Origin of the sequence: Helicobacter apodemus, from assembly GCF_000765745.2 — a bacterium.
In the GTDB taxonomy this organism is placed as follows: Bacteria; Campylobacterota; Campylobacteria; order Campylobacterales; family Helicobacteraceae; genus Helicobacter_D; species Helicobacter_D apodemus.
Window position 1 is genome coordinate 13,233 of sequence record NZ_JRPC02000021.1, and the last position, 22,857, is coordinate 36,089.

General features: G+C 33.0%; 21 protein-coding genes. 12 read left to right on the top strand and 9 right to left on the bottom strand.

What is annotated here, in order from left to right:
- Positions 1 to 3 precede the first annotated feature (3 nt).
- Genes LS72_RS07965 through nuoN form a run of 12 tightly spaced genes read left to right on the top strand, consistent with a single transcriptional unit; the run spans position 4 to position 12,899 of the window.
- Positions 4 to 804 (top strand): NADH-quinone oxidoreductase subunit C, encoded by an 801-nt coding sequence (locus LS72_RS07965; RefSeq protein ID WP_034553725.1) that lies wholly within the window; start codon positions 4 to 6, stop codon positions 802 to 804.
- Between the two features lies 1 nt (position 805).
- The gene (gene nuoD / locus LS72_RS07970) at positions 806 to 2,038 is read left to right on the top strand and encodes an NADH dehydrogenase (quinone) subunit D (RefSeq protein WP_034553724.1); all 1,233 of its coding nucleotides are present in this window, start codon (positions 806 to 808) and stop codon (positions 2,036 to 2,038) included.
- Positions 2,035 to 2,265, top strand: coding sequence for an NADH-ubiquinone oxidoreductase subunit E family protein (locus LS72_RS07975; RefSeq protein ID WP_034553722.1), 231 nt, complete (start codon positions 2,035 to 2,037; stop codon positions 2,263 to 2,265). The genes nuoD and LS72_RS07975 overlap by 4 nt, the downstream gene beginning before the upstream one ends.
- A 2-nt stretch (positions 2,266 to 2,267) precedes the next feature.
- Positions 2,268 to 3,104, top strand: coding sequence for a hypothetical protein (locus LS72_RS07980; protein WP_034553720.1), 837 nt, complete (start codon positions 2,268 to 2,270; stop codon positions 3,102 to 3,104).
- Positions 3,104 to 5,575, top strand: a complete 2,472-nt coding sequence (locus tag LS72_RS07985) for an NADH-quinone oxidoreductase subunit G (protein ID WP_034553719.1) — start codon at positions 3,104 to 3,106, stop codon at positions 5,573 to 5,575. The genes LS72_RS07980 and LS72_RS07985 overlap by 1 nt, the downstream gene beginning before the upstream one ends.
- The gene (gene nuoH / locus LS72_RS07990; protein WP_034553718.1) at positions 5,575 to 6,573 is read left to right on the top strand and encodes an NADH-quinone oxidoreductase subunit NuoH; all 999 of its coding nucleotides are present in this window, start codon (positions 5,575 to 5,577) and stop codon (positions 6,571 to 6,573) included. The genes LS72_RS07985 and nuoH overlap by 1 nt, the downstream gene beginning before the upstream one ends.
- On the top strand, positions 6,570 to 7,175 hold the full coding sequence (gene nuoI, locus LS72_RS07995) for an NADH-quinone oxidoreductase subunit NuoI (RefSeq protein WP_034553717.1): 606 nt from the start codon (positions 6,570 to 6,572) through the stop codon (positions 7,173 to 7,175). Before nuoH ends, nuoI begins: the two co-directional genes overlap by 4 nt.
- Complete coding sequence (locus LS72_RS08000; protein WP_034553715.1) at positions 7,168 to 7,728, top strand: NADH-quinone oxidoreductase subunit J; 561 nt, start codon at positions 7,168 to 7,170, stop codon at positions 7,726 to 7,728. The genes nuoI and LS72_RS08000 overlap by 8 nt, the downstream gene beginning before the upstream one ends.
- Positions 7,725 to 8,027 (top strand): NADH-quinone oxidoreductase subunit NuoK, encoded by a 303-nt coding sequence (gene nuoK / locus LS72_RS08005; RefSeq protein WP_034553713.1) that lies wholly within the window; start codon positions 7,725 to 7,727, stop codon positions 8,025 to 8,027. The genes LS72_RS08000 and nuoK overlap by 4 nt, the downstream gene beginning before the upstream one ends.
- Before the next feature lie 2 nt (positions 8,028 to 8,029).
- The gene (gene nuoL, locus LS72_RS08010; protein ID WP_034553712.1) at positions 8,030 to 9,865 is read left to right on the top strand and encodes an NADH-quinone oxidoreductase subunit L; all 1,836 of its coding nucleotides are present in this window, start codon (positions 8,030 to 8,032) and stop codon (positions 9,863 to 9,865) included.
- A 12-nt stretch (positions 9,866 to 9,877) separates the two neighbouring features.
- Complete coding sequence (locus LS72_RS08015) at positions 9,878 to 11,437, top strand: NADH-quinone oxidoreductase subunit M (protein WP_034553711.1); 1,560 nt, start codon at positions 9,878 to 9,880, stop codon at positions 11,435 to 11,437.
- Complete coding sequence (gene nuoN / locus LS72_RS08020; protein ID WP_034553710.1) at positions 11,421 to 12,899, top strand: NADH-quinone oxidoreductase subunit NuoN; 1,479 nt, start codon at positions 11,421 to 11,423, stop codon at positions 12,897 to 12,899. Before LS72_RS08015 ends, nuoN begins: the two co-directional genes overlap by 17 nt.
- Here nuoN and LS72_RS08025 read toward each other — a convergent pair.
- The 9 genes from LS72_RS08025 to LS72_RS08065 all read right to left on the bottom strand — a co-directional run bounded on the left by LS72_RS08025 (position 12,892) and on the right by LS72_RS08065 (position 22,703).
- Positions 12,892 to 13,455: a hypothetical protein gene (locus tag LS72_RS08025; RefSeq protein ID WP_138155249.1), complete on the bottom strand. Its 564-nt coding sequence runs from the start codon at positions 13,453 to 13,455 to the stop codon at positions 12,892 to 12,894. The genes nuoN and LS72_RS08025 overlap by 8 nt on opposite strands.
- A 149-nt stretch (positions 13,456 to 13,604) precedes the next feature.
- Positions 13,605 to 15,632 carry a hypothetical protein gene (locus LS72_RS11410; RefSeq protein ID WP_138155250.1) on the bottom strand — a complete coding sequence of 676 codons (2,028 nt, stop codon included), beginning with the start codon at positions 15,630 to 15,632 and terminating at the stop codon, positions 13,605 to 13,607.
- A complete protein-coding gene (locus tag LS72_RS08035; protein WP_034554806.1) occupies positions 15,625 to 17,772 on the bottom strand; it encodes a bifunctional glycosyltransferase/CDP-glycerol:glycerophosphate glycerophosphotransferase in 2,148 nt (715 codons plus the stop codon). The genes LS72_RS11410 and LS72_RS08035 overlap by 8 nt, the downstream gene beginning before the upstream one ends.
- On the bottom strand, positions 17,769 to 18,440 hold the full coding sequence (locus tag LS72_RS08040) for a ribulose-phosphate 3-epimerase (protein WP_034554805.1): 672 nt from the start codon (positions 18,438 to 18,440) through the stop codon (positions 17,769 to 17,771). The genes LS72_RS08035 and LS72_RS08040 overlap by 4 nt, the downstream gene beginning before the upstream one ends.
- Positions 18,433 to 19,401 carry an alcohol dehydrogenase catalytic domain-containing protein gene (locus LS72_RS08045; RefSeq protein ID WP_052087358.1) on the bottom strand — a complete coding sequence of 323 codons (969 nt, stop codon included), beginning with the start codon at positions 19,399 to 19,401 and terminating at the stop codon, positions 18,433 to 18,435. The genes LS72_RS08040 and LS72_RS08045 overlap by 8 nt, the downstream gene beginning before the upstream one ends.
- Positions 19,398 to 20,105, bottom strand: a complete 708-nt coding sequence (locus LS72_RS08050; protein ID WP_034554804.1) for an IspD/TarI family cytidylyltransferase — start codon at positions 20,103 to 20,105, stop codon at positions 19,398 to 19,400. Before LS72_RS08050 ends, LS72_RS08045 begins: the two co-directional genes overlap by 4 nt.
- On the bottom strand, positions 20,102 to 21,391 hold the full coding sequence (locus LS72_RS08055) for a glycosyltransferase family 2 protein (protein ID WP_138155251.1): 1,290 nt from the start codon (positions 21,389 to 21,391) through the stop codon (positions 20,102 to 20,104). Before LS72_RS08055 ends, LS72_RS08050 begins: the two co-directional genes overlap by 4 nt.
- Complete coding sequence (locus tag LS72_RS08060; protein WP_138155252.1) at positions 21,388 to 22,005, bottom strand: hypothetical protein; 618 nt, start codon at positions 22,003 to 22,005, stop codon at positions 21,388 to 21,390. Before LS72_RS08060 ends, LS72_RS08055 begins: the two co-directional genes overlap by 4 nt.
- On the bottom strand, positions 22,002 to 22,703 hold the full coding sequence (locus LS72_RS08065; RefSeq protein ID WP_138155253.1) for a glycosyltransferase family 2 protein: 702 nt from the start codon (positions 22,701 to 22,703) through the stop codon (positions 22,002 to 22,004). Before LS72_RS08065 ends, LS72_RS08060 begins: the two co-directional genes overlap by 4 nt.
- Positions 22,704 to 22,857: the final 154 nt, after the last annotated feature.

Consider the following 22,857-nt stretch of genomic DNA (forward strand, 5'->3'; position numbering starts at 1 on the left):
AAAATGAGAGAATATAAACCAAAAACCAATGCACAAAAGAAAGTTTATTATAAGGATAGATTCTATGTATCACCTCAAATACCCAAATTAGAGGTAACAGATTTTATTTATCTAAAAGATGTAGAATCTTTAAAAGCACAATGTCCTTTGTTAGAAACCTATGAAGAAAGAGGAATATTAGTAATTTGGGTGGATAAAGATAATATATTCTCTCTTTTAGAATCATTGAAGGCTTTAGATTATGATATTTTAAGTGAGATGAGTGCGATAGACTATCTTGCGCAAAAGGGTGGTTTTGAAATTTTTTATCAATTACTTTCTATGCAGAAAAAGAGACGTTTGAGGGTAAAAACTTTTTTAAAAAAGGATTCTAAAATAGAATCTGTTAGCTCTCTTTTTAGTAGTGCAAATTGGAGCGAAAGGGAAATGTATGATATGTTTGGAATCTTGCCTTTAAATCATCCTTATCCTAAACGTATTTTAATGCCTGATGATTGGGTTGGGTATCCACTTTTGAAAAGCTATCCTTTGAAAGGTGATGAGTATGCACAATGGTATGAGGTTGATACCATCTTTGGTAAGGAATATCGTGATGTTATTGGTAAAGAACAAAGGGATTCTGCAAGAGTAGATAGATATGATACAACAAGATTTTCAAGACTTGGTTATGAAGTTGATTATGGAGAGAGTATTAAAGAAGGTGAAGAGAGAGCGCATCCTATTACTTATCAAGAAGAGGAAGGAGTGCTTTTTGTTTCTAAGGTAAAACCAGAAAAAATTAAACAATTACAAAAGAGGAAATAATATGCAAACTCCAAATAGACTAGTTCCTTTTTATGAAAATATAGCTTTTGATAGGATTAGCGATAATGTAATGGTAGTGAATTTTGGTCCTCAACATCCAAGTGCACATGGTCAGTTACGTTTAATTTTAGAATTAGAGGGTGAGAGAGTTGTTAAGGCAACTCCAGAGATTGGCTATTTGCATCGAGGTATGGAAAAAATGGCTGAAAATATGATTTATAATGAGTTTTTGCCTACCACAGATAGGATGGATTATATTGCTGCGAGCTCTAATAATTATGCCTTTGCTCTAAGTGTTGAAAGACTTTTAGGTGTAGAAGTCCCTAGAAGGGCAAAAGTAATCCGCACGATGCTATTAGAGCTTAATCGTATTATCTCTCATCTCTTTTGGTTGGCTACTCACGCTTTAGATGTTGGAGCTATGAGTATTTTTCTTTATTGTTTTAGAGAGAGAGAATTTGCTATTGATTTAATTGAAGATTATTGCGGTGCTAGATTAACGCATTCTAGTGTAAGAATCGGTGGAGTGCCTTTGGATTTACCAGAGGGTTGGTGTGAATCTTTAAAACATTTTTTGGATGAATTACCCAAACAAATTGCTTTGTATGAAGGGATATTAACAGAAAATAGAATTTGGAGAATGCGTTTAGAAAATGTTGGTGTTGTTAGTAAAGAGATGGCAAAAAGTTGGGGATTATCGGGTGTTTTATTACGTGGAAGTGGTATTGAGTGGGATATTAGAAAAGAAGAACCCTATGAAATGTATGATGAATTAGAGTTTGATATTCCTATAAGTGATAGCAATGATAGTTATGGTAGGTATTTACTCTATATTGAAGAGATGCGTCAAAGTGTTAGAATCCTTTATCAACTCATTGAAAAATACAAAAAAACAACTGATACTCTTTTGATGTGTGAAGATACGCGTTATTTTTCTGCCCCAAAAGAGCAGATTATGACTCAAAATTATTCTTTAATGCAGCATTTTGTTTTGGTTACGCAGGGTATGCGTCCTCCTGTAGGAGAAATTTATGTCCCAACAGAATCTCCTAAGGGAGAGCTTGGATTTTTTATTTGCTCTCAAGGAGAGCCTTATCCTTATCGTTTAAAAATACGAACGCCTAGTTTTTTTCATACCGGAATCTTACAGGATTTATTGCCTGGGCATTATTTAGCAGATGTGGTTACAATTATTGGTAATACAAATATTGTTTTTGGAGAGATTGATAGATGAAGCGATTTGATTTAAGGCATTTAAAAAATGATTTTGCAGGACGTTTAAAAGAGATTTTAAATAATGAATTACAAAAAGAGGAGGTAGGAATTTTTTTGTTTGAAGTTATAGATTTTGATAATGTTCAAAAGAGTGCAGATATTGTTGATGAGTGTGGTTATATATTGATGAATTCTTTACGTTTTAATGAAGTAGATTGGACAATTGTTGTTAAAAAGGCTTCTTAAAAATGAGCAAAACAATTTTTTTTGATACTTATCTTGGGAATGGTGGGAAGATTACTTGTGTTGATGAATATTTAAAGCAGCAGGGTAGTCAGCAAGAAAGTATTATTTTATTGGGTGGTTTTATTCAAGAGTTTTTTAATTTATTACCTAATTTACATTTTCGAAACAAAGAAACTTTTTTATTGCATCCTTTGAATTTTTGTAGAGATCCTTTTATTAAACAGATTCTTTATGAGGTAGAGTGTGAGGAAGCGGTTATTGCTCTTTTGGCGATGTATTTGATTACCCAAGCTAATGATGAAGTTTTGGAATTTAAAAAAAATCTTGATATTGGCTATCTTGCATCCGAATCTAATTTATCAGAAGAGGAATTAGAAGCCATTGAAGAGGTCTTTGCAAAATCTCTTAAAAAGACCTTAATTATAGGAGAGGATTTTTATAATTCCAAAAAGGCTGAAAATATTGCTAGAATTTTAGCTTTAATAAGTCAAAACTTAGATATTCAAATAGTGTTCTTAGAATCTATAAAAGTGCAAACAAGTATGACTAAAACCCCTATTAGTAGTATTAATGAAGTCTATGGAATTGATGGAATGGTGGTTTATATTCAAGCAAGAGATACTATTAAATCTCCTTATCTTGAGGCTTCTAAGCAATTTGCTAGAGTGGGGAAAGTTTTAAATAATCAAGTTATTAATATTCAACTAGATAATAGAAATTTAAAAGTTTCTTTTGTTGAAAATCAATTCATAAAGGGAATGATAGGCATTTTATGGTTGCCAAAAAAAGAAAAGAATAGTTATTGTTATAAGAAAATTAGTATAAATAAGGTGGCGTAATGAATCAGGTAAAAATCAAGATTGATGGTTATGAGATTGAGTGTAATGAGGGAGAGAGTATTTTAAATACAGCAAGAGCAAATGGAGTATTTATTCCCGCTATTTGTTACCTTACTTCGTGTTCTCCTACTTTGGCTTGTAAAATGTGTATGGTGGAAGTTGATGGGAAGAGAGTTTATGCTTGTAATGCTAAAGTAAAAGATGGCTTAGAAGTTATTGTAAATACCCCAGAAATTGAACAAGAGCGTAAAGCAATTATGCAGGCTTATGATGTGAATCATCCTTTGCAGTGTGGTGTTTGTGATAAAAGCGGAGAATGTGAATTACAAAATTATACGCATTATGTTGGTGTCAATTCTCAAGAATATGCCTTAAAAGATGAATATAAATCTTTTGATAGTTGGGGAAAGACGGTTTATGACCCTAATTTATGTATTGTTTGTGAGCGTTGTGTAACGCTTTGTAAGGATAAGATTGGAAAGTCTTATATTAAAGCCCTAAAGCACGATGGCAATATGCCTTCTAAAGAGTATAAAGATATTATGCCAAAAGATGCCTATGGGGTTTGGATAAAGTTTAAAAAATCTTTAATTGGTCTTAGCGGTGAAGGAGATTGTGGTGATTGTGGAGAATGTGCGAGTGTTTGTCCTGTTGGGGCACTTAGTATTGGGCATTTTCAATACCGCTCTAATGCGTGGGAGTTGCATAAGATTCCAAGTAGTTGCGTGCATTGTGCTAATGGCTGTCCTATTGAATATGAAGTGAAGCAAGCAGGCATAGGAGGGGCAGAAAAACAGGTTTATCGTGTTACTAGTGATTGGAATTTTGCAACCCTATGTCCTGCTGGGAGATTAGCCTTTGATGTAAATAATCAGAATATACAAAAGAATGAAAATGCTTTTAGAGCTACTATAGCAGCTTTTAAAGAAGCCCATACGATTGCTTTTAGAGGGGATATTAGCAATGAAGAGGCTCTAATCTTGCAGTATTTGAAAGAAAAAATGGGTTATAGGCTTTTATGTGATGAAGTCAAGGGGTTTTCGAAATTTCTTGAGGTTTTTTCTTATACATCTGGAAATTTAGGGGAAGCCACCCAAAAAGATATTATGGATAGCACATTAGTGATTTGTTTTGGTGGTGCTATGAGTTATGATATGCCAGTAGTTACGCATTTTATTAATAATGCTATGAAACAAAATAAGGGTGCGACTTTAGCCTATTTTCATACTATGGAAGATTGTGTTGCTAATAATTTTGTCAAACCTGCAAATCTTATTAAAGGTATTTATAAACCAGATTCTGAAGAAGCCTTTGCCCTTTTGTTAGCAAGTATTTGTATTCCAGAGGATAAGAGGGTGGAATCTTTAAAGAGGCAAATTGAAAATTATCAAACATTCATAGAAAAGGAAATAGAAAGGGAAGTTAAAACAAAAGTTAAAATTCTAGAACTTGATGAGAGTGGGAATGCAGTTTTAGATGAAGAGGGAAAAGAGAAATTTATAGAAAAAGAGGAGAGTAGTAAAGTTAAAGAAACTATTACAATTTCAAGTAGTCAGCTTATTGATTATTGCTCTAAGGATTTATTAGAATCCCTAGAGGCGTTAAAACAATCTTTAAATGTTGCTAAAAATCCGATTTTGGTGATTGGATTTGATATTTATAATGCCCCAAATGCTCAAAACATCGCTAGAATCCTAGGAATGATTGAGAGATATTCGGGAGTCAAGATTTTGTTACTTGCACCTACAACTAATGCTTTAGGAATATCGCTTATTTGTAACCTAGATGAAGAAAAAGAGGGATATTGCATAGGCTATAATACAAAAGGGGATTATAGGATTGGAACTAGTAGTGATAATATGCTTATAATGCCTTATTTAAACGAGCAAGAAGGCACATTAGTTAATATCGATAAAAGAGTGATTCCTATATCTCCTGCAACGCCTTATTATGGCTATGAGCTTAATGATATTGCAAAAGAATTGTGTTTAGATTGTGAAAATACTATTGATTATACCCCATTGCTTCCTTTAGAAAAAGGATTTAAATCTGTAGAATATGATGATTTAGAATATGGCTTTGCAAATGATGGCACAGAAATACGGGGATATTTATTAAACACTAATTATCCCTTAGAAGAAAATATCGAAATTCAGCCTATAGCGTTAAAGCCATTGCGAGAATATAATCTCTATATTAGAAACCCTATGGCACATTTTTCTAAACAAACTCTAAAGTCTAAATATATTGATTCTAAAAATGGTTTGCAAATTTCTGCTTCTTTGGCACAAAAACTGCAGTTAAGTGCTAATGATAGAGTGGAGATAAGTTTAGATGATAAAAGAACCTTGCAAACACAAGTTATCATTGATTTGGGTATGGAGGGTGATTTTATGGCATTGGGTGATTGTGAATTTGATGATTTTATCGGTAGTTCCCGTTATCTTAAAGCTTCTATAAAGGTTATTTGATGTTAGTTTATGTGATTGAGACTTTGATTAAAATCTTATTAGTTGTGTTAATTTTTTCTGCCTTAGGAGGCTTTACTACCTATGTAGAACGCAAAGTATTAGCTTTTTTTCAAAGACGTTTAGGTCCTACAATGGTTGGTCCTTTTGGGGTTTTACAGATTTTAGCCGATGGAATTAAACTCTTTACTAAAGAAGACATTGTTCCTAGCGGTGCTAATCCTATTATTTTTAGAATAGCACCAGCAATTACTGCTGCAACGGCTTTTATCGCTATGGCTCCAATTCCATTTTTTCCTGAATTTGAAGCTTTTGGAATGACTATACAACCTATTATTTCTGATATTAATGTAGGGATTCTTTTTGTGCTTGGTGTCGGTGCTGCTGGTCTTTATGGTCCTCTTTTAGGAGGGATTAGTGCTAATAGTAAATACTCCCTCTTAGGGGCTGCTAGGACAACTATACAGCTTTTAAGTTTTGAAGTGGTGTCGGGATTATCGCTTTTAGCACCTATTATGCTTGTTGGTTCTTTGTCTTTGATTGATATTAATAATTATCAAAGCGGTGGAATTAGTAATTGGTTAATATTTTCTCAACCTTTAGCATTTTTATTATTTTTAATCGCAGGATATGCAGAGTTAAATAGGACACCTTTTGATTTATTAGAACACGAAGCAGAGATTGTTGCAGGATATGCAACAGAATATTCTGGAATGCGTTGGGGAATGTTTTTTATTGGTGAGTATGCTAATATGATTGCACTTTCTTTTATTGTTTCTCTTTTATTTTTAGGTGGGTTTAATCCTCTATGGTTTATCCCCGGAGGCATTGCCATTATTTTAAAAGTAATGTTTTTTATCTTTTTGTTTATGTGGGCTAGGGCTGCTTATCCCCATATTAGACCTGATCAACTTATAGGATTATGTTGGCGGGTTTTATTTCCTTTGGCACTTTTAAATGTTTTACTAACAGGTTTTGTAGTTTTAGGAGGTGGATTATGAGTAAGTATGTAAAAATTGTTGATAAACAAAAGCCACTAAGTGATGGACAAAGATTTATTCGGTTTTGGAATCGAGCCTTTAGGGGAGAGATGTTTGTAGGGTTATGGTTAGTTTTCAAAGAGTTGTGTAAGGCGCAAATTCATACCGTGCAATATCCTTTGGAGAAATTACCTATTAGCCCTAGATATAGAGCTGTGCATGAGTTAAAAAGACTTTTAGAAAGTGGGAGCGAGCGTTGTATTGGTTGTGGATTGTGTGAGAAAATTTGTGTGGCTAATTGTATTAGAATGGAGACAAGCTATGGCGAGGATAAGCGTAAAAAAGTGAGTGAATATACGATTAATTTTGGACGTTGTATTTATTGTGGTTTATGTGCTGAAGTTTGTCCAGAGCTTGCTATTGTGCATGGTGGTAGATATGAGAATGCTTGTGAGCAAAGGGCATCTTTTTCTTTGAAGCAAGATATGCTAACTCCTCTTGATAAAGTTTTAAAAGGTCAAGATTGTGAATATGATGGGGTAGGGAGTGTTAGTGTGGATGCGGATTTAAAAATCAAAATAACTCCATTGAAATATTTACAAAAGGAAGAGGAAAATGTTTGAGGCTATTGCTTTTTATACTTTTTGTGCCTTGACTTTGGCAATGTTTTTGGTGGTGGTTACTACAAAGAATATCCTTTATGCCCTTAGTGCCTTAGCAGCAGGAATGATATTTATCTCTGCTTTCTTTTTTTTGCTTGAAGCGGAGTTTTTAGGGGTGGTGCAAATTGTTGTTTATACCGGAGCTGTTATTGCACTTTATGCTTTTGCTATGATGTTTTTTGATACACAAAATTTACAAAATGAAAAAATTGAGAATCCTAAAATTTTATTTTTATTAAGTGGGGTTGGTGCATTGTTGCTTGTTATTATCGTTATAGCACCTATTATTGGGGAGAATCTTGCTGAAATTATCCCTTCATTACCTGCACAAGAGGGAATAGGTAATGTGCAAATGGTTGGGTATGTGCTTTTTACCAAATTTTTAATACCTTTTGAAATTGCCGCTATTATGCTTTTAGTTGCGATGATAGCAGGAATTATTTTGGCAGGTAAGGGTATGAAATATTCTTTGACTTTAGGAGAGAGTGAAAACCATAAAGAGGAATTAAAATGATAACACTTAATCACTATTTAATTGTGTCTGCTTTGATGTTTATGATAGGTATTTTTGGGATATTAAGACGTAAAAATATTTTAATGTTGTTTTTTGCAACCGAAATTTTATTAAGCTCTGTTAATGTGGGGTTAGTAGCTGTTGGTTATTATTTGGGTGATTTAAATGGGCAGCTCTTTGCCTTTTTTATTTTAGCGGTTGCTGCAAGTGAAGTTGCTGTTGGTGTAGGATTGCTTATTGGGTGGTATAAAAAATACCATACGCTTGATCTAGATTCACTTCAAATTATGAAAGGCTAAGAATGGAAGCTTTTTTGTATAGTGCTTTATTTGCTCCATTGGTTGGTTCAGTGTTTGGGATACCTTTTGCTACAAGAGAAAAAGTTTTAAGTGTCGCTATTTTTGCTTCTTTAATGATTGGGGTTTCTTTTCTTTCTTCCTTATTTCTTTTTGTTTATACTTTTCAAAATGGAATCTTAAAATCCGTTTTAATGGATTGGATTGGTGCAGGGGGGCTTTATATCCCTTTTGGCTTTTTAGTTGATGGAGTAACTGCTACAATGATGATAGTTGTAACCTTAGTGTCTTTGTGTGTGCATATTTATGCGATAGGTTATATGAAACACGATAAAAGTTTTAATCGCTTTTTTATTTATTTAAGTGCTTTTGTGTTTTCTATGCTTATTTTGGTAGTTAGTGATAATTTTGCTGGTTTATTCATTGGTTGGGAAGGTGTTGGGTTATGTTCTTGGATGTTAATTGGGTTTTGGTATCAAAGGGATAGTGCTAGTTTTGCCGCTAATGAGGCTTTTATTATGAATCGTATAGCGGATTTAGGAATGTTGCTTGGCATATTTTTAATCTATTGGACTTTTGGAAGCTTAACTTATGAGGAAGTATTTAATAATATTTATGAAGCACCTAAGGGGATTTTGGTAGCTATTGGTATTTTATTGTTTATAGGAGCTATGGGAAAAAGCGCGCAATTTCCCTTACATACTTGGTTAGCTGATGCGATGGAAGGTCCAACGCCTGTTTCGGCACTTATTCACGCAGCGACTATGGTAACAGCGGGAGTTTATTTAGTTATTAGAGCAAATCCTCTTTATGTAATGATTCCAGAAGTTGGGTTTGTTATCGCTTCTTTAGGAGCGTTTGTAGCGGTTTTTGCAGCAAGTATGGCTTTGGTTAATCGTGATTTGAAAAGAATTATTGCTTATTCTACACTTTCACAATTAGGGTATATGTTTGTAGCTGCTGGTTTAGAGGCTTATTGGATAGCACTTTTTCATTTGGCAACCCACGCATTTTTTAAATCTTTGCTATTTTTGGGTGCGGGAAATGTTATGCACGCAATGAATGATAAATTAGATATTAGTAAAATGGGGGCTTTATATCAGCCTTTGAAATACACAGCAATTTTAATGATGTTAGCCTCTATTGCTCTAGCGGGCATTTATCCTTTCTCTGGCTTTTTCTCTAAAGACAAAATCTTAGAAGCCGCTTTTGGCAGTGGAGCTTATATACTTTGGGGTATGTTGCTTTTAGGGGCATTTTTAACAGCTTTTTATAGTTTTAGATTGATTATGCTTGTTTTCTTTGGAGAGAAAAAACATCAAGAGCATCCTCACGAAGCTTATCCTTATATGCTTTATGCAATGTTGCCTCTTGGTATATTAGCAGTTTTTAGTGGATTTTTTGAACCTTTCTTTCATCATTTTATCACACACACATTACCAGATTTTGATTCTAAACTTGATAGCCAAATAGTATGGAATCTTATATTTATCACCTCTTTTGTCGCATTAGCGGGGATTGTTTTTGCCGTTATTAAATATTACAAAGGCGGTTTTTCTCCTTGTTGGGAGCAAACTTTTATTTATAGGCTTTTGTTTAATCAATATTATATTCCTTATCTTTATGAAAAGATTTTTATTCAAAGTTTTATCAAAATTTCAAGATTTTTTTGGTCGCAAATCGATAAAAAAATCATTGATTTTATTGTTGATGGTATCGCCTATATGCTTAATGGAGCTGGTTTTAGGTTAAGAGTTATTCAAAGTGGTAATCTTTCTAATATGCTTAGAATAATGTTTTTTGGATTAATTCTTTTATTATTATTGATATTTATATCTTAAGGAGAGAGCCCTATGGATTATCTTTTAACTTTACTTATTTTCTTTCCTTTTTTAGCGGCTATATTTGCAATTGTTATTAGGAATAATCTTAGAGCCTATGCAATTATTGTTAGCATTATTGAATTATCTTTAGTGATTCTACTTTGGATGAGCTTTGATTCTAAAGCGGATAGTTTTCAGTTTGTTACTGCTTTTCCACTCATAGATAGTTTTGGTATTCATTATATAGTGGGAGTTGATGGTATCTCCTTATTCTTAGTCCTATTAAGTGCTTTTATTAGTCTTATTGGCTTCATTTATCTTAATGAAAAAACCGAAGTTAAAAAGCTTGTCATTTCTTTGCTATTTTTAGAAGGCATTATGATAGGTGTTTTTTGTGCCCTTGATATGATTTTATTTTATATTTTTTGGGAGCTTTCTTTAATCCCTATGTTGTATATCATAGGTGCTTGGGGTAGTGGCAGTAGAATTTATGCGGCTGTGAAGTTTTTTCTTTATACTTTTTTGGGTTCTTTGATTATGTTAGTAGGTATTTTATATCTAGCCTACTATTATTATGCAATCAGTGGTATATGGACTTTTTCTCTTTTGCAATGGTATAGCATAGAAGTTATCCCTAGTGATTTGCAACTTTGGTTATTCGCAGCATTTTTTTGTGGATTGGCTGTTAAAGTGCCTATGTTTCCTTTCCATACTTGGTTGCCTTATGCTCACGGACAAGCTCCCACCATTGGTTCGGTCATTTTAGCTGCTGTTTTGTTAAAGATGGGAACTTATGGCTTTGTTCGTTTTTCTCTACCGCTTTTTCCTGATGCGAGTGTAGTTTTTCTGCTCCCTATAGCTATTTTATCGTTAATTATGGTGGTTTATGGGGCTATGGTAGCTTTTGCTCAAGAGGATATGAAGCAAGTTATCGCTTATAGCTCAATCTCACATATGGGTGTTATTATGATAGGAGTTTTTTCTTTAAACATTGAAGGGATTGCGGGTTCTATATTTTTTATGTTAAGTCATGGGATTATTAGTGGAGCTTTATTTATGCTTGTTGGTGTGATTTATGATAGACGCCATACTAAGCTTATTAGTGATTTTGGCGGATTAACAAAAGTTATGCCAAATTATGCTGCAATTTTTGGGGTTATGATGATGGCATCTGCTGGATTGCCTTTAACTATGGGGTTTGTCGGAGAGTTTTTATCGCTTTTGGGATTTTTTGCCATTTCTCCTATTATTTCCGGAATTGCTGGAATTAGTATCATTGTAGGTGCGATTTATATGTTGCATTTATATAGAAAGGTATTTTATGGAGAGTTAAAAAATGAAAAGAATTTCAAATTAAAAGACTTAGATAAGAGGGAGATGATTGCTTTATTGCCGCTTGTAGTGATTGTTATATGGCTTGGAATTTATCCTAAAGTGCTTTTAGAGCCTATTAATAAAGGGGTGGAGAATATGCTAAATATTGCTCATTTAAGGGTGGTAGATGAGAAAAATTGGGAGTTTTTAAATATGGTATCAAAAGAGGATATGCAAAATATTCAAGAGGAGGTAGTCAATGTTGGAAGCTTTTAATATTTCCTTAGAGGGTTTAAATTTCTTTAGCATTATGCCAATGTTGATTGCCATTGTAGGTGCAATTATTATTTTGGTGGTGGATTTATGTATTAAAGATTCTAATAAGCAGCTTTACAGCATACTTGCCCTTTTGTTCTTAATCCTTGATTTAGGGTATATTGTATTTTTAAATTTTGACTTTTCTTTAGCCTTTTTTGATTTGATTTTAATTGATGGATTGTCGCTTTTGGGGCAGATAATTTTATTAACCGCAGCGATTTTGTTTATCCCCCTAACATTGAATTATAATAAATTTCACGAATTTGAATATCCCGAATATTACGCACTTTTTTTGTTTTTATGTGCTGGATTGCAATTTATGATGAGTAGCGATCATTTAATTGTTATTTTCTTAGGTTTGGAAGTAGCTTCTTTAGCACTTTATACACTCATTGCTATGCATAATAGAAAAACTGCTTTTGAAGCTGCTATTAAATATTTCACAATGGGGGCTTTATCTGCGGGTTGTTTCGCTTATGGGGCAATGTTATTATATGCTGCAACTGGGCATTTAGATTTAAGTGGCATTATTGGTGTTTTACAACAAACTGATTATGAACCTTTTTATTTAGTCTTAGCGGGTATTGCATTTTTTATTGTTGCACTTGGTTTTAAATGTTCATTGGTACCTTTTCATACTTGGACTCCTGATGTTTATGAGGGTTCTAATGCTTTTTTAGCTGGTTTTATGTCTATTGCCCCAAAAATTGCAGCCTTAATAGTATCAATTAGGATTTTTAACTTTTTTATTAATGATATTTTGTGGGTTCATTATGTATTTTATGCCTTGATTGTTATTACAATGACTTTACCAAACCTCGTAGCTTTAACACAAAAAGATGTGAAAAGAATGTTAGCTTATAGTTCTATTTCGCACGCTGGATTTGCCTTTAGTGCTATTTTAATTAGTAATGATATGGCTTATAGCGCATTGTTTTTGTATTGGATTTTATTTTTATTTACTAATTTAGGTATTTTTGGAATGCTCTGGATAACCCGATCAAAAGAGCAAATATGGGATACGCGTTATGATCACACTTATGAGAAATTTTCAGGACTTATCAAATTATCTCCTTTTATGGCAGTAATTATGGGGTTATTGATGTTGTCTCTTGCGGGGATTCCACCCTTTTCATTGTTTTGGGGAAAAATCTATTTAATAGGGGCGGCTCTTGCTAATGATTATTTATTTTTAGCACTTGTAATGGCTATTAATAGTGCCATTGCTGCTTATTATTATTTAAAGTTAATTGTCTATATGTTTTTAAAAGAACCTATTATTCAAGATGGTAGTATCTATTTGCAAAATGTTACTTTGCCATTGAAAATTATTGTGGGGATTGCTCTTTTGGGTGTTTGCTTTTCTTTATTTTTTGTTGATAAAATTTTATGGGTTATTAGTAGGTTATTAGTTATTTAAAGGGTTTTAGAGGCTTGCCCCAAAAAGATTGAATTGCCTCATTGACAGATACATTAATTGCGTTGGTAAGTGTTTGTTGTATTTGATTAGAGGTTAAAGTAGCGGATTTACCAATGCCGAGATATTTGGTATTTTGCTTTTCAAGGGTGGATTTTCCGCTAAAGATTCTTGTTTTATTAGGATTATGAAAAGCTAATTTAACTTCAATAATGGCTTCATTTTGAGAGCTTGAGCTAAGAAAATTACCTTGTGCTTTTTGGTTATTAATGCTTCCAAAAAGAACTTCTAAAGAATATACATTATCATCAAGTATCGCTTCTTCTTTAAAGCAACCACTTGTTTCTAAAGCAGTTTTTAAAAGACTTTTAATCGTGCTTTCTTCAAAATTTAAATGGTTAAACTCTCCCTTTGCAATATAGTCAAATTGGTAAAAAACAATAGGTTCTTTGCAGGATTGATTAACATTGACATTAAGCACTAAATTTGGCTTTTGCGAACAAGAATTTAGTAGTAAAAAACATATTGAACTAAAAGCTATCAAAGATACTTTTTTCATCGTGTTGTCCTTATACAGGAGAATAATTCTAATTTTAACATAAATTTGCGATGAGTAAGGAATTTAAGGATGAATGTTTGTAGAGGATAGGACTTTAGAGGGAATATTTCTTACTCCTCCCTCTCCACTCCCTTACTATTCTTTTAGATTCAACAAAATAAAACCATAGAATGCCCCCCCCCCCCACTATAATTAACATTATTAGCTTTTAAGTAAGGAATAGGAAATTTAAAGAAATTTTGTTTCTTAGCTTTAATAAAAGCTTCCCCTAATTGATAAGAAAGTGTATTTTTTATTTTTAAAGCATCTTTATAATCTCTATAAGATTCTAAGGTAGGAAGTTTTAAACTAGGATTCTTTTTTATCTTTTCTTGATATTCTTTTTGTTCTTGTTTATGTTTATCTTTGATATAAGATAATACATAAGGCATTCTTATATATCCCCATAGGCTTTTAGAGTTTAAAATCAAAGCTTGTCCTAGTTTATAAGAAAGATGAGATTTAATGCGGGAGGAGGCACCTAGAGGTTTTGGAGGAATAGGCACTTTATTAGAGGTCTGGATGTTTAAATGTTTTAATGCTAAAGCAATGGCTGCAATATTATGATACTCAAAACTTATTTTTAGGTATTTTTCTCTTTGGGCGGTATGATTTGGTTGTGAAAGCATTGTTATAAAGCTTGAGTGATGATTATTAATAATATCCTCTAAAGATTCATTAGCTTGATAATACCTTTTAGTCTCTAAAAGCAAATCTATATAAAGCATTTTATAGAGTAAATTTTCTTTATCTGCTTCCATACAAGCTTTAATATGGGTTTGTTGGATATTATAATCTAAGCTTAAATCTCCGCTTAATAAGAAACTATAAAGGTTACTCAAGGCTCTTTGGAAACGATGAGGGGTTATAGTGTATTGTTGTAATAGTTGGTATTGTGTTTGTTTATCAAAGACTTCATAGGTATTGATTAAGACACTATTATCCCCAATATAATGGCTAAGTCTAGCATAAACAGAGGTTTTAGAGGTATAGATTTTATCAGCAAAGGACATAAAAGTAATTTCAAAAAATACTCTCTCTGTATTGTTAAGATGAAAATCATCGGGGATTAAAGAGCTAATGGAATATAAGTTTTGCTCCCCCTTGAAATATTCCAATAAAACCTCCATAGAAGAAAAATCATCAGAAAATAATACGACTTTATGGTTTGTTTTTAGTTCCACTTCAATACAAGCTATTGCTAATTCTAAGGGTAATGTATGAGCGAACATTCTATCTAAGTTATTGCGGTATTCAGGGACAAAAATTACATCTCCACTCCTTATGTGTATAGCCACAAAATCTTGATTTTGTAAGGCTATGTTTTTAGCAGCATTTATAATATTTTTAAGTTTAGGGATGAATGCTAAAGTATCCCAAATCTCTCTTAAGCCCTTCCTGTATTCACATTCTTGAATTTCTTTAAAGATTTCATAAAGTGGCGTAGGGATACTTAGAAAAAAGCAATCTTTAGTTGTGGTAGCCTCTATAGAGAGTTGCAGAAATTCTTGCAGATTATTGCCTCTTGGATAAGAGCCATTATAGACTCCTAGAGAGTTTGTGTAGGAGAATTGTTGGATAAATTCTTGTGTAAAAATTGCCTCTTCACCCTCTAAACCTAACCCCGCGATTTTATTACCCTCTATTTCATTTTTATTCCTCATAGGATTAAGATTATTAGAGAGAAAGTCATTTTTCCAAACAAAGCCAAACTTTGTTCGCTCTCCAAGCAGATTAGCTAAATAGATATTATTAAGTAAGGCTATCATTCTAGCCCCTATGCCATCACTTCTAGCAGCTATGATTAAAGAATTATATTTTTTGGCAAATATTGCTATGTTGATATTTTCATCACTTCCGCTAAGAATCTTGACTTTGATAGCAGCAATATTTCCCCTAAAGGTGTTTTTTACCCTATGGAACTTTCCATTAGCACAAAATTCTTGCAGAGGGATATAATGGGTTTTGTTATAGCTAATGGCAATTTTTATGGTTTTTGTGATATTTTTGCTAAATAGTAGTTGGATTGTATGAATTTCTTGTGCTTTTATAAGGTGTAAATAGTGGGTAAAAGAATCTTGACTTGCTTGTGTGGTTTCTATAAAGTTTATTGCTCTATAATCTAAGTCTTTAAGCATTGTTTATACTCATTCTCGTCTTGATAAAATCCGCTATTTTTTCTGCGGTATTGCCATCACACTCTCCCATATATTCTTGCCATAGTTGCTGCACTTTTACACTTATGGACGGGATATGTTCTAGTAGCTTTAATAACTCCTCTTCACTAAAGGCAATATCTCCGGGGACAAAATGCAAATAGTCTTCATAAAATCCTTTTTGGCTTAGGTATTTTGGATAATCATAGGGGTAGAAATAAATAGGGCGTCCAAAATACGCATAAGTAAATATAATAGATGAATAATCTGTAATTAGAGCATCAGCAGCATTTAAAACTAACCATTCTTCTTTTAAAGAAAAGTTATGAATCCCTTGTTGGTTGATGGTAGGTTTGGTAGTTGGGTGGATTCTTAGTGCAAACTCGTATTTATCAGAATATTTTTCTATAAAGGATTGGAAGTCTAAATGAAGATTAAAATCAGGTCTTTCCCAGTCCCTAAAGGTTGGGGCATAGACAATGAGTTTTTTATGAGGATTAACCCCTAAAATCACTTTTGCTTCTTTTTGGTCTATTTGCTTGTTGATAAGAATATCTGCCATAATATTCCCTAAAGGTAGGATTTGCTCCCTTTTGAGATTAAAAGCACTCATATATCCCTCTATTGCCTTTTTTCCAGATACGAAAGCATAAGAATAGGATTGATGAATTTTGGTTTCATATTCGTATGCTTTGCTTCCTTGAAACGCATTATCACAGCCAAATTTTTTGAAAAGTCCTCCAGCGTGCCAGCATTGCAATACAAGGGATTCTTTCCTTGTGGTAATGCCAAAGAGGGGTTGGTAGTAATTATCGATTAATATAATGGGCGATTTTGCTAAATGATACATTCTTTTTATATCATCACTTAACGTTACTCTATAATTTAGGGTTGTGATAATAAGATTAGAATCTTTTAATGTTTCCTTAATATCCCCTAGATATTTCATCCCATAGATACACTCCCCAAAGCTAACCTTTGCTTTGGTAATGGGTAAATAAGAGAAGATTTGGTAGAGAGCTTTTAAGAATTTATGGCGGCATTGGTATTTCTTAAGCAATCGTCTATACCATAATCCATTAGCCGTATCTAAAAGATGTTTTAGGGGTTTGATAAAAAATTTTTTCAGCTTTTTATAGGTTTTTTTAAGCTTTCTATTGCGTTTAATGCGTAATATGGTTTTATAAATTCCATTCTTGCTAGGGTCTTTAAAGGCATACCACTTAGGCATATATTTTTGTTGGTATTGGGTTGGGATAATTTCTAATAGTTTTTGCAAAGGCTCTACTAACTCTTGGAGTTTAGCCTTATCTTGCCCTATAATAGCCTGTTCTACAATAAACTTTTTAAAATCAAAGTTTTTTAAAAAACGCTCATAATAGGAGTTTAAATCTAAAGGGATTTGGAGTTTTAAAATATCCTCTTGCACCGCTATCATATCTTCTAAATAACGATTTTTCCAGTTACCTACAGAGTTGTTAGTGTGCATTCGGTAATATAAAACGACTTCATCGAGTAAAAATATAGTTTGTGCGTGTTTAAGCAGTGATAGAGTCCATAAATGATCTTCGCACAGATGATGTCCCTCTAAGAAACGCAAATGATGTTTGGTGAGAAATTCTTTTTTGTAAGCTTTTGTGCAAGGACTAATTGCATTAGCGAAGATAGGTATAAAGAGGGATTTATCATTAAGAATTCCTTTGTAGCTTTTTAAATAATTTTTTTCTATGCTATATTGCTTATTGTGTTGATAATAGATTCCCATAAGTCCCGCTACAAAATCTACTTCATAGTTGCTAAACACTAAATAATAATGCCAAAGTGTGTTTGGGGGTAGCATATCATCACTATCTAAAAAAAGCAGTATTTCACCTCTCGCCTTTGAGGCACCCTTATTCCTCGCCTTTGTCAGTCCGCCGTTTGTTTGGGTATAAATTTCTATGTTTTTATGAATTTGTAAGTAATATTCGCACACTTTTAGGGTATCATCACTACTCCCATCATTAATAATAATAATCTCAAAGTCATACTCGGGGGTTACTTTTTGTTCTAATATGGATTGTATAGTATCAGCAATTGTTTTTTGTGCATTATATGCAGGAATGATAATAGAGAATCTCATTTTTTCGCCTTTAGTAGGGATTGGAAGTTTTGGATTTGCTTTTTGGACAATTTTTTGTTAGGGAAGATACTAGAAGTGCCAGCGACAAAAATATCTGCTCCTATTTCTTTAAATTTCTTAGCGTTTTCAAAGCTCATATTCCCATCCACTTCAATAAAGATATGCTCTAAATTATTTTTGGAAAGGTAGGATTTAAGGTATAAAAATTTTTTTATAGCCATAGGTAGGATTTTTTGCCCAGAGAATCCGGGGTTTATTGTTAAAAAATTTACACCATCGATATGATGGTGTAAATTTTCTAGGATACATACGGGAGTTTGGGGGTTTAGAGCGATAAAAAGCTCACATTCATAGCTTTTAATGAGTGCGATAATATCCTCTAAATAATAACTTGCTTCAAAATGAATAGAGACAATATCTCCTTTTTGCAAAGAAAGTCTAGGGATGATTTTGAGAGGATTTTCTACCATTAAATGGAAGTCAAAGGGCAAGGAGGTGCATTTACGTATGGATTGTATGAAATCTATGCTAAAGCCTAAGTTGGGGACAAAATGCCCATCCATAATATCCATATGCAAATAATCAATCTTTGTATTTTCTAAAGTTTGTATATCACTTTGTAGGGTGTAGGGGTTAGAACACATTAAAGAAGCAGAAATTTTACTCATTAATAAAAGTCCCCTTTATATGGAAGTTAGAAGTGGATGAGAGTGTTTGAAAAGCCCTTTGGCATTCGTGGAGTTTAAAGGTGTGCGTAATGAGTTTTTGTGCGGGGATTTTATCTAGGTTTTTTAAAACAAAATCCCAATCTTTGGGATACTCACTATTCCAAACTCCTTGTATTTGCAACTCTTCCCTTAAAATCTTCCAATAGACTTTTTGGGGTAGATTTATCGCAGCTTTAGGGTTACCTACAAGGATAATTTTACCCCTACTTTTCGTAATTTCTATGCAAGATTGCAAGGATTCTTCACTACCTACACATTCTATGCAAGAGTCAAATTTTTTAGTTGTTGAAAAAATCACTCCAAAGCCTAATTGCTCTAAGAATTTTGCTTTTGCTTTATTTCTAATTAAGAAAAATACCTCTAAATTCGCAAGTTTAGCCCAAATGCCTATTAAAATCCCAATTACGCCCGAGCCTATAATACAAATCTCTTTTCCCTCAATCTTAGAGAGGGTATGTTTTGCTATCGCAGCAGGCTCACAAAGGGAAGCGTTTAGAAAATCAAATCTATTTTCAAAAATCTTAAGATTCCACAATGGGACAGATAAAAACTCTGCAAATCCTCCATCTCTCCTTGAACCAAAGTAGTTATAATTTTCACATTGTGCGTAATTCTTGTTATAGCAATTTTGGCATTTGTTGCAAGGTAGTAGGGGGAATACCACCACCTTTTTGCCGATGAGATTTTTATCTAAATCCTCTGCTACTTCAATGACTTCTCCAGCGATTTCGTGCCCTAAGATTAGGGGATAGTGATAAGCCCCTTTGTAGAATCTATCTAAATCACTGCTGCAAATACCGCAAGCTCTAATTTTCACTAACGCTTCACCTTTATTGATAAGCGGCGTCTCCACTTGGGTTTGCTCTATATCTTCAATTCCTTTTAATACCCACGCTTTCATTGCTCATACATCTCTCTATAAATTGCTTTAGCTAAGAATAAATCCATTATGCTTGTAATTTTTATATTCCTTTCATCCCCTAAAAAGGTATACACTTTAATCCCCTTTGTTTGGCAAATTTGTGCAGTGCCGGTGATAGTGGCTTTTTCTTCAGCTTTTAAGCTCTTGATACAATCATAAATGAGACTAAATTTAAATATATCAGGGGCTTGTCCGTGAAATAAGCAGGAGCGATTAGGCATTGCAAGGGCTACTTCATCTTCTACAATAATCATCGTATCTTTAACTGGGGTGATGGCGACACAAGCGTCATATTTAAGGGCTGTTAATAAGCCTCTATTGAGTAACTCTTTGGTGATAAAAGGTCGGACAGCATCGTGAAAAAGCACTATATCATTATCTTTTGTGCCTTTTGTCTTTAAAACATTAAGGGCGTTTTCTATGCTATCTATTCTCTCTTTTCCACCACAAATAATGTTTTCTTTAGGGATATTTACACAAGAGTTTGTAAGCAATTCCTCAAGATATTGTTTCCAATCTTTATGGATTACAATATATAAAGAATCAAAAAGTTGTGAATCTAGGAGATTTTTTAAGGTTAAAATAATCGTAGCAATGCCATTAATTTCTAAAAACTGCTTAGGTAGCTTCACATCTCCCATTCTCTTTCCGACACCACCAGCTAAAACAACGGCTATTTTCATAATCTTTTCCTTTTATAATCCCTATAAATAAAAGTTATTTTAAACACAAAAGTCAAAGGATTTTTAAGCATAGCCTCTCCTAAGCAATAACTTAAATACTCTTTAACTTTTAATGCTTCTTTATAATCTGCATAATGCTCTAGGGCAGGTGGTTTAAGTTGTGGATGAGATTTATAAAGAATTTTTAAAACTTTAGATTCAAGTCTATGAGCTTGAATAGTTTGAATAAGAGTAAAGGGAAGATTTAAAACCTTTAAAGGAGATTTTGCTTTTAGCATTTCTTGACCTAGTTTATAGGCTAGATGATTTTTTATTCTTTGTGTGGCACCTCTTGGTTTGTTTAAATCTAAAGTTTTTAAAATTTTTTCTTTATAGGGTTGTGTTTTTTCATCGATAAAATAGGGATTATCAAAGGTGGCTAAGTATTCTTTAGCCTTTTGTGCAAAGCTTGGTTTAAATGTTTTAGAGCAGCGATTAAAGTGGTATTGGGTATGCTCGCAAACAAAGATGAAAAATTCTTTTTTTAAGGCATCCATTAAATGGTGGGTTAATAAAAATTTTTCGATTTGTTTAACCGCAACAAGGGAATCAAAAATACCTGCATTACGAGAATATTGGCTTGTCATTGTAGAATTTTCTCGCACGCGATAAAAATATTTATTTTGGTTTAAAAAGGTGATTTTTTTTGCTAAAAGCAAAGATTTGATATGGGGCAGTATATCTTCAAAGAGTATATTTTCTGGGTAGAGTTTTCCATTTTCTAAAAGTGTTTGGAGGAAGCTAAAGCGGTAAAACTTAAAAAAGGGTGCAATTCTAGTAAAAATCTTAGATTCTATGGCTTTAAAATCGCAAATTTCTTCATCTTGCTTATCGTAGCAAGTGGATAAAAACTTCGTATCATATTTTTCTAAGAGTTGGTAATATATGGTAGCTCCACTTAACACTATATCCGCATTACTTTTTTGGAGTAGGGTATAAAACTTTTCTAAAGCATCTATTTCTAACCAATCATCAGAATCTACAAAATACACACATTCAGCATTTACATAAGCAATACCTAGATTCCTAGCACTCCCTTGTCCGCCATTTTGTTTATTAAGTATTTGTATGCGTTTATCTTTTTTGGCATATTCTTCAAGAATACTTAAGCTCTCATCTGTTGAACCATCATTAACACAAAGGATTTGTAAGCTTTTAAGGGTTTGGGAGAGTAGAGAATCTAAACATTGCCTTAGGTATTGTTCTACATTATAAACAGGAATAATAACCGCAACTTTGGATTTCATAATCTTTTCCTTTTATAATCCCTATAAATAAAAGTTATTTTAAACACAAAAGTCAAAGGATTTTTAAGCATAGCCTCTCCTAAGCAATAACTTAAATACTCTTTAACTTTTAATGCTTCTTTATAATCTGCATAATGCTCTAGGGCAGGTGGTTTAAGTTGTGGATGAGATTTATAAAGAATTTTTAAAACTTTAGATTCAAATCTATGAGCTTGAATAGTTTGAATAAGAGTAAAGGGAAGATTTAAAACCTTTAAAGGAGATTTTGCTTTTAGCATTTCTTGACCTAGTTTATAGGCTAGATGATTTTTTATTCTTTGTGTGGCACCTTTGCCTTGAAGTTTTAAGATATGCTCTGCCATTGCTTCTGTTTTTGGGTCTGTAAAATAAGAATCATCATACCCATTGATAATCTCTTGGGATTGTTGAATAAACCTTTCTTTGAATCCTTTGGAGCAGCGTCTAAGGTGGAAGTTTATACATTCACACACAAATAGAGAAAATTCATTTTTTAGTTCATCCATAATATGATAAGCTAATAAAAACTGCTCAACTTGCTTTATCACTACAAAAATATCAAAAATTCCCTCATTGCAAGAATAACTGCTTCTCATCGTGGAATCCTTTCGTATGCGGTAGTAGTATAAGTCTTCTTTGAATATGCAAATTCTTTTTGCAAGTAATAGAGCCTTAATAGATGGGAAGACATCTTCGAATAATAGTTTGTTGCCCCCCCCCCCGTCATTTTATTGTTTTCTGGATAGAGTTTTTCATTAGTTAAAAGGGTTTTTAAAAAATTGTAGCGGTAGAATTTAAAAGGCACTCCAAATCCTGTAAAAATAAGAGGCTTTATTTGTTGGTAGTAATAGGTTTTGCCAGAAACATAAGGGGTTTTATGGAGAATACTAGAAAAGTCTGTTGGAAAGAATTTTTGCGTATCATCAACATAGGCTAATGCTCCACTTAACACTATATCCGCATTACTTTTTTGGAGTAGGGTATAAAACTTTTCTAAAGCATCTATTTCTAACCAATCATCAGAATCTACAAAATACACACATTCAGCATTTACATAAGCAATACCTAGATTCCTAGCACTCCCTTGTCCGCCATTTTGTTTATTAAGTATTTGTATGCGTTTATCTTTTTTGGCATATTCTTCAAGAATGCTTAAGCTCTCATCTGTTGAACCATCATTAACACAAAGGATTTGTAAGCTTTTAAGGGTTTGGGAGAGTAGAGAATCTAAACATTGCCTTAGGTATTGTTCTACATTATAAACAGGAATAATAACCGCAACTTTGGATTTCATTAATTTATAACCCCCTAACACTATTGAAAATTGCACTTTTCAAACTAAAACATACTTGTATTTTTTAAATATTCTAAAAGCCGCTACGAGTTTTTGCAGTAACTTTTGTATAAATTCTAGCTGCGGATTATAGTTAAAAATTCAATAAAAATTT

Excerpts from the sequence above, each read along its gene's own strand:
- LS72_RS08040 (WP_034554805.1), bottom strand. The coding sequence starts at position 18,440 with ATGAGTAAAATTTCTGCTTCTTTAATGTGTTCTAACCCCTACACCCTA.
- nuoL (WP_034553712.1), top strand. The coding sequence starts at position 8,030 with ATGGAAGCTTTTTTGTATAGTGCTTTATTTGCTCCATTGGTTGGTTCA.
- LS72_RS08050 (WP_034554804.1), bottom strand. The coding sequence starts at position 20,105 with ATGAAAATAGCCGTTGTTTTAGCTGGTGGTGTCGGAAAGAGAATGGGA.
- LS72_RS08060 (WP_138155252.1), bottom strand. The coding sequence starts at position 22,005 with ATGAGAAGCAGTTATTCTTGCAATGAGGGAATTTTTGATATTTTTGTA.
- LS72_RS07985 (WP_034553719.1), top strand. The coding sequence starts at position 3,104 with ATGAATCAGGTAAAAATCAAGATTGATGGTTATGAGATTGAGTGTAAT.
- LS72_RS08025 (WP_138155249.1), bottom strand. The coding sequence starts at position 13,455 with ATGAAAAAAGTATCTTTGATAGCTTTTAGTTCAATATGTTTTTTACTA.
- LS72_RS08045 (WP_052087358.1), bottom strand. The coding sequence starts at position 19,401 with ATGAAAGCGTGGGTATTAAAAGGAATTGAAGATATAGAGCAAACCCAA.
- LS72_RS07980 (WP_034553720.1), top strand. The coding sequence starts at position 2,268 with ATGAGCAAAACAATTTTTTTTGATACTTATCTTGGGAATGGTGGGAAG.
- LS72_RS08065 (WP_138155253.1), bottom strand. The coding sequence starts at position 22,703 with ATGAAATCCAAAGTTGCGGTTATTATTCCTGTTTATAATGTAGAACAA.
- nuoK (WP_034553713.1), top strand. The coding sequence starts at position 7,725 with ATGATAACACTTAATCACTATTTAATTGTGTCTGCTTTGATGTTTATG.
- LS72_RS08000 (WP_034553715.1), top strand. The coding sequence starts at position 7,168 with ATGTTTGAGGCTATTGCTTTTTATACTTTTTGTGCCTTGACTTTGGCA.
- nuoN (WP_034553710.1), top strand. The coding sequence starts at position 11,421 with ATGTTGGAAGCTTTTAATATTTCCTTAGAGGGTTTAAATTTCTTTAGC.
- LS72_RS08015 (WP_034553711.1), top strand. The coding sequence starts at position 9,878 with ATGGATTATCTTTTAACTTTACTTATTTTCTTTCCTTTTTTAGCGGCT.
- LS72_RS08055 (WP_138155251.1), bottom strand. The coding sequence starts at position 21,391 with ATGAAATCCAAAGTTGCGGTTATTATTCCTGTTTATAATGTAGAACAA.
- nuoI (WP_034553717.1), top strand. The coding sequence starts at position 6,570 with ATGAGTAAGTATGTAAAAATTGTTGATAAACAAAAGCCACTAAGTGAT.
- nuoD (WP_034553724.1), top strand. The coding sequence starts at position 806 with ATGCAAACTCCAAATAGACTAGTTCCTTTTTATGAAAATATAGCTTTT.
- nuoH (WP_034553718.1), top strand. The coding sequence starts at position 5,575 with ATGTTAGTTTATGTGATTGAGACTTTGATTAAAATCTTATTAGTTGTG.
- LS72_RS11410 (WP_138155250.1), bottom strand. The coding sequence starts at position 15,632 with ATGCTTAAAGACTTAGATTATAGAGCAATAAACTTTATAGAAACCACA.
- LS72_RS07975 (WP_034553722.1), top strand. The coding sequence starts at position 2,035 with ATGAAGCGATTTGATTTAAGGCATTTAAAAAATGATTTTGCAGGACGT.
- LS72_RS08035 (WP_034554806.1), bottom strand. The coding sequence starts at position 17,772 with ATGAGATTCTCTATTATCATTCCTGCATATAATGCACAAAAAACAATT.
- LS72_RS07965 (WP_034553725.1), top strand. The coding sequence starts at position 4 with ATGAGAGAATATAAACCAAAAACCAATGCACAAAAGAAAGTTTATTAT.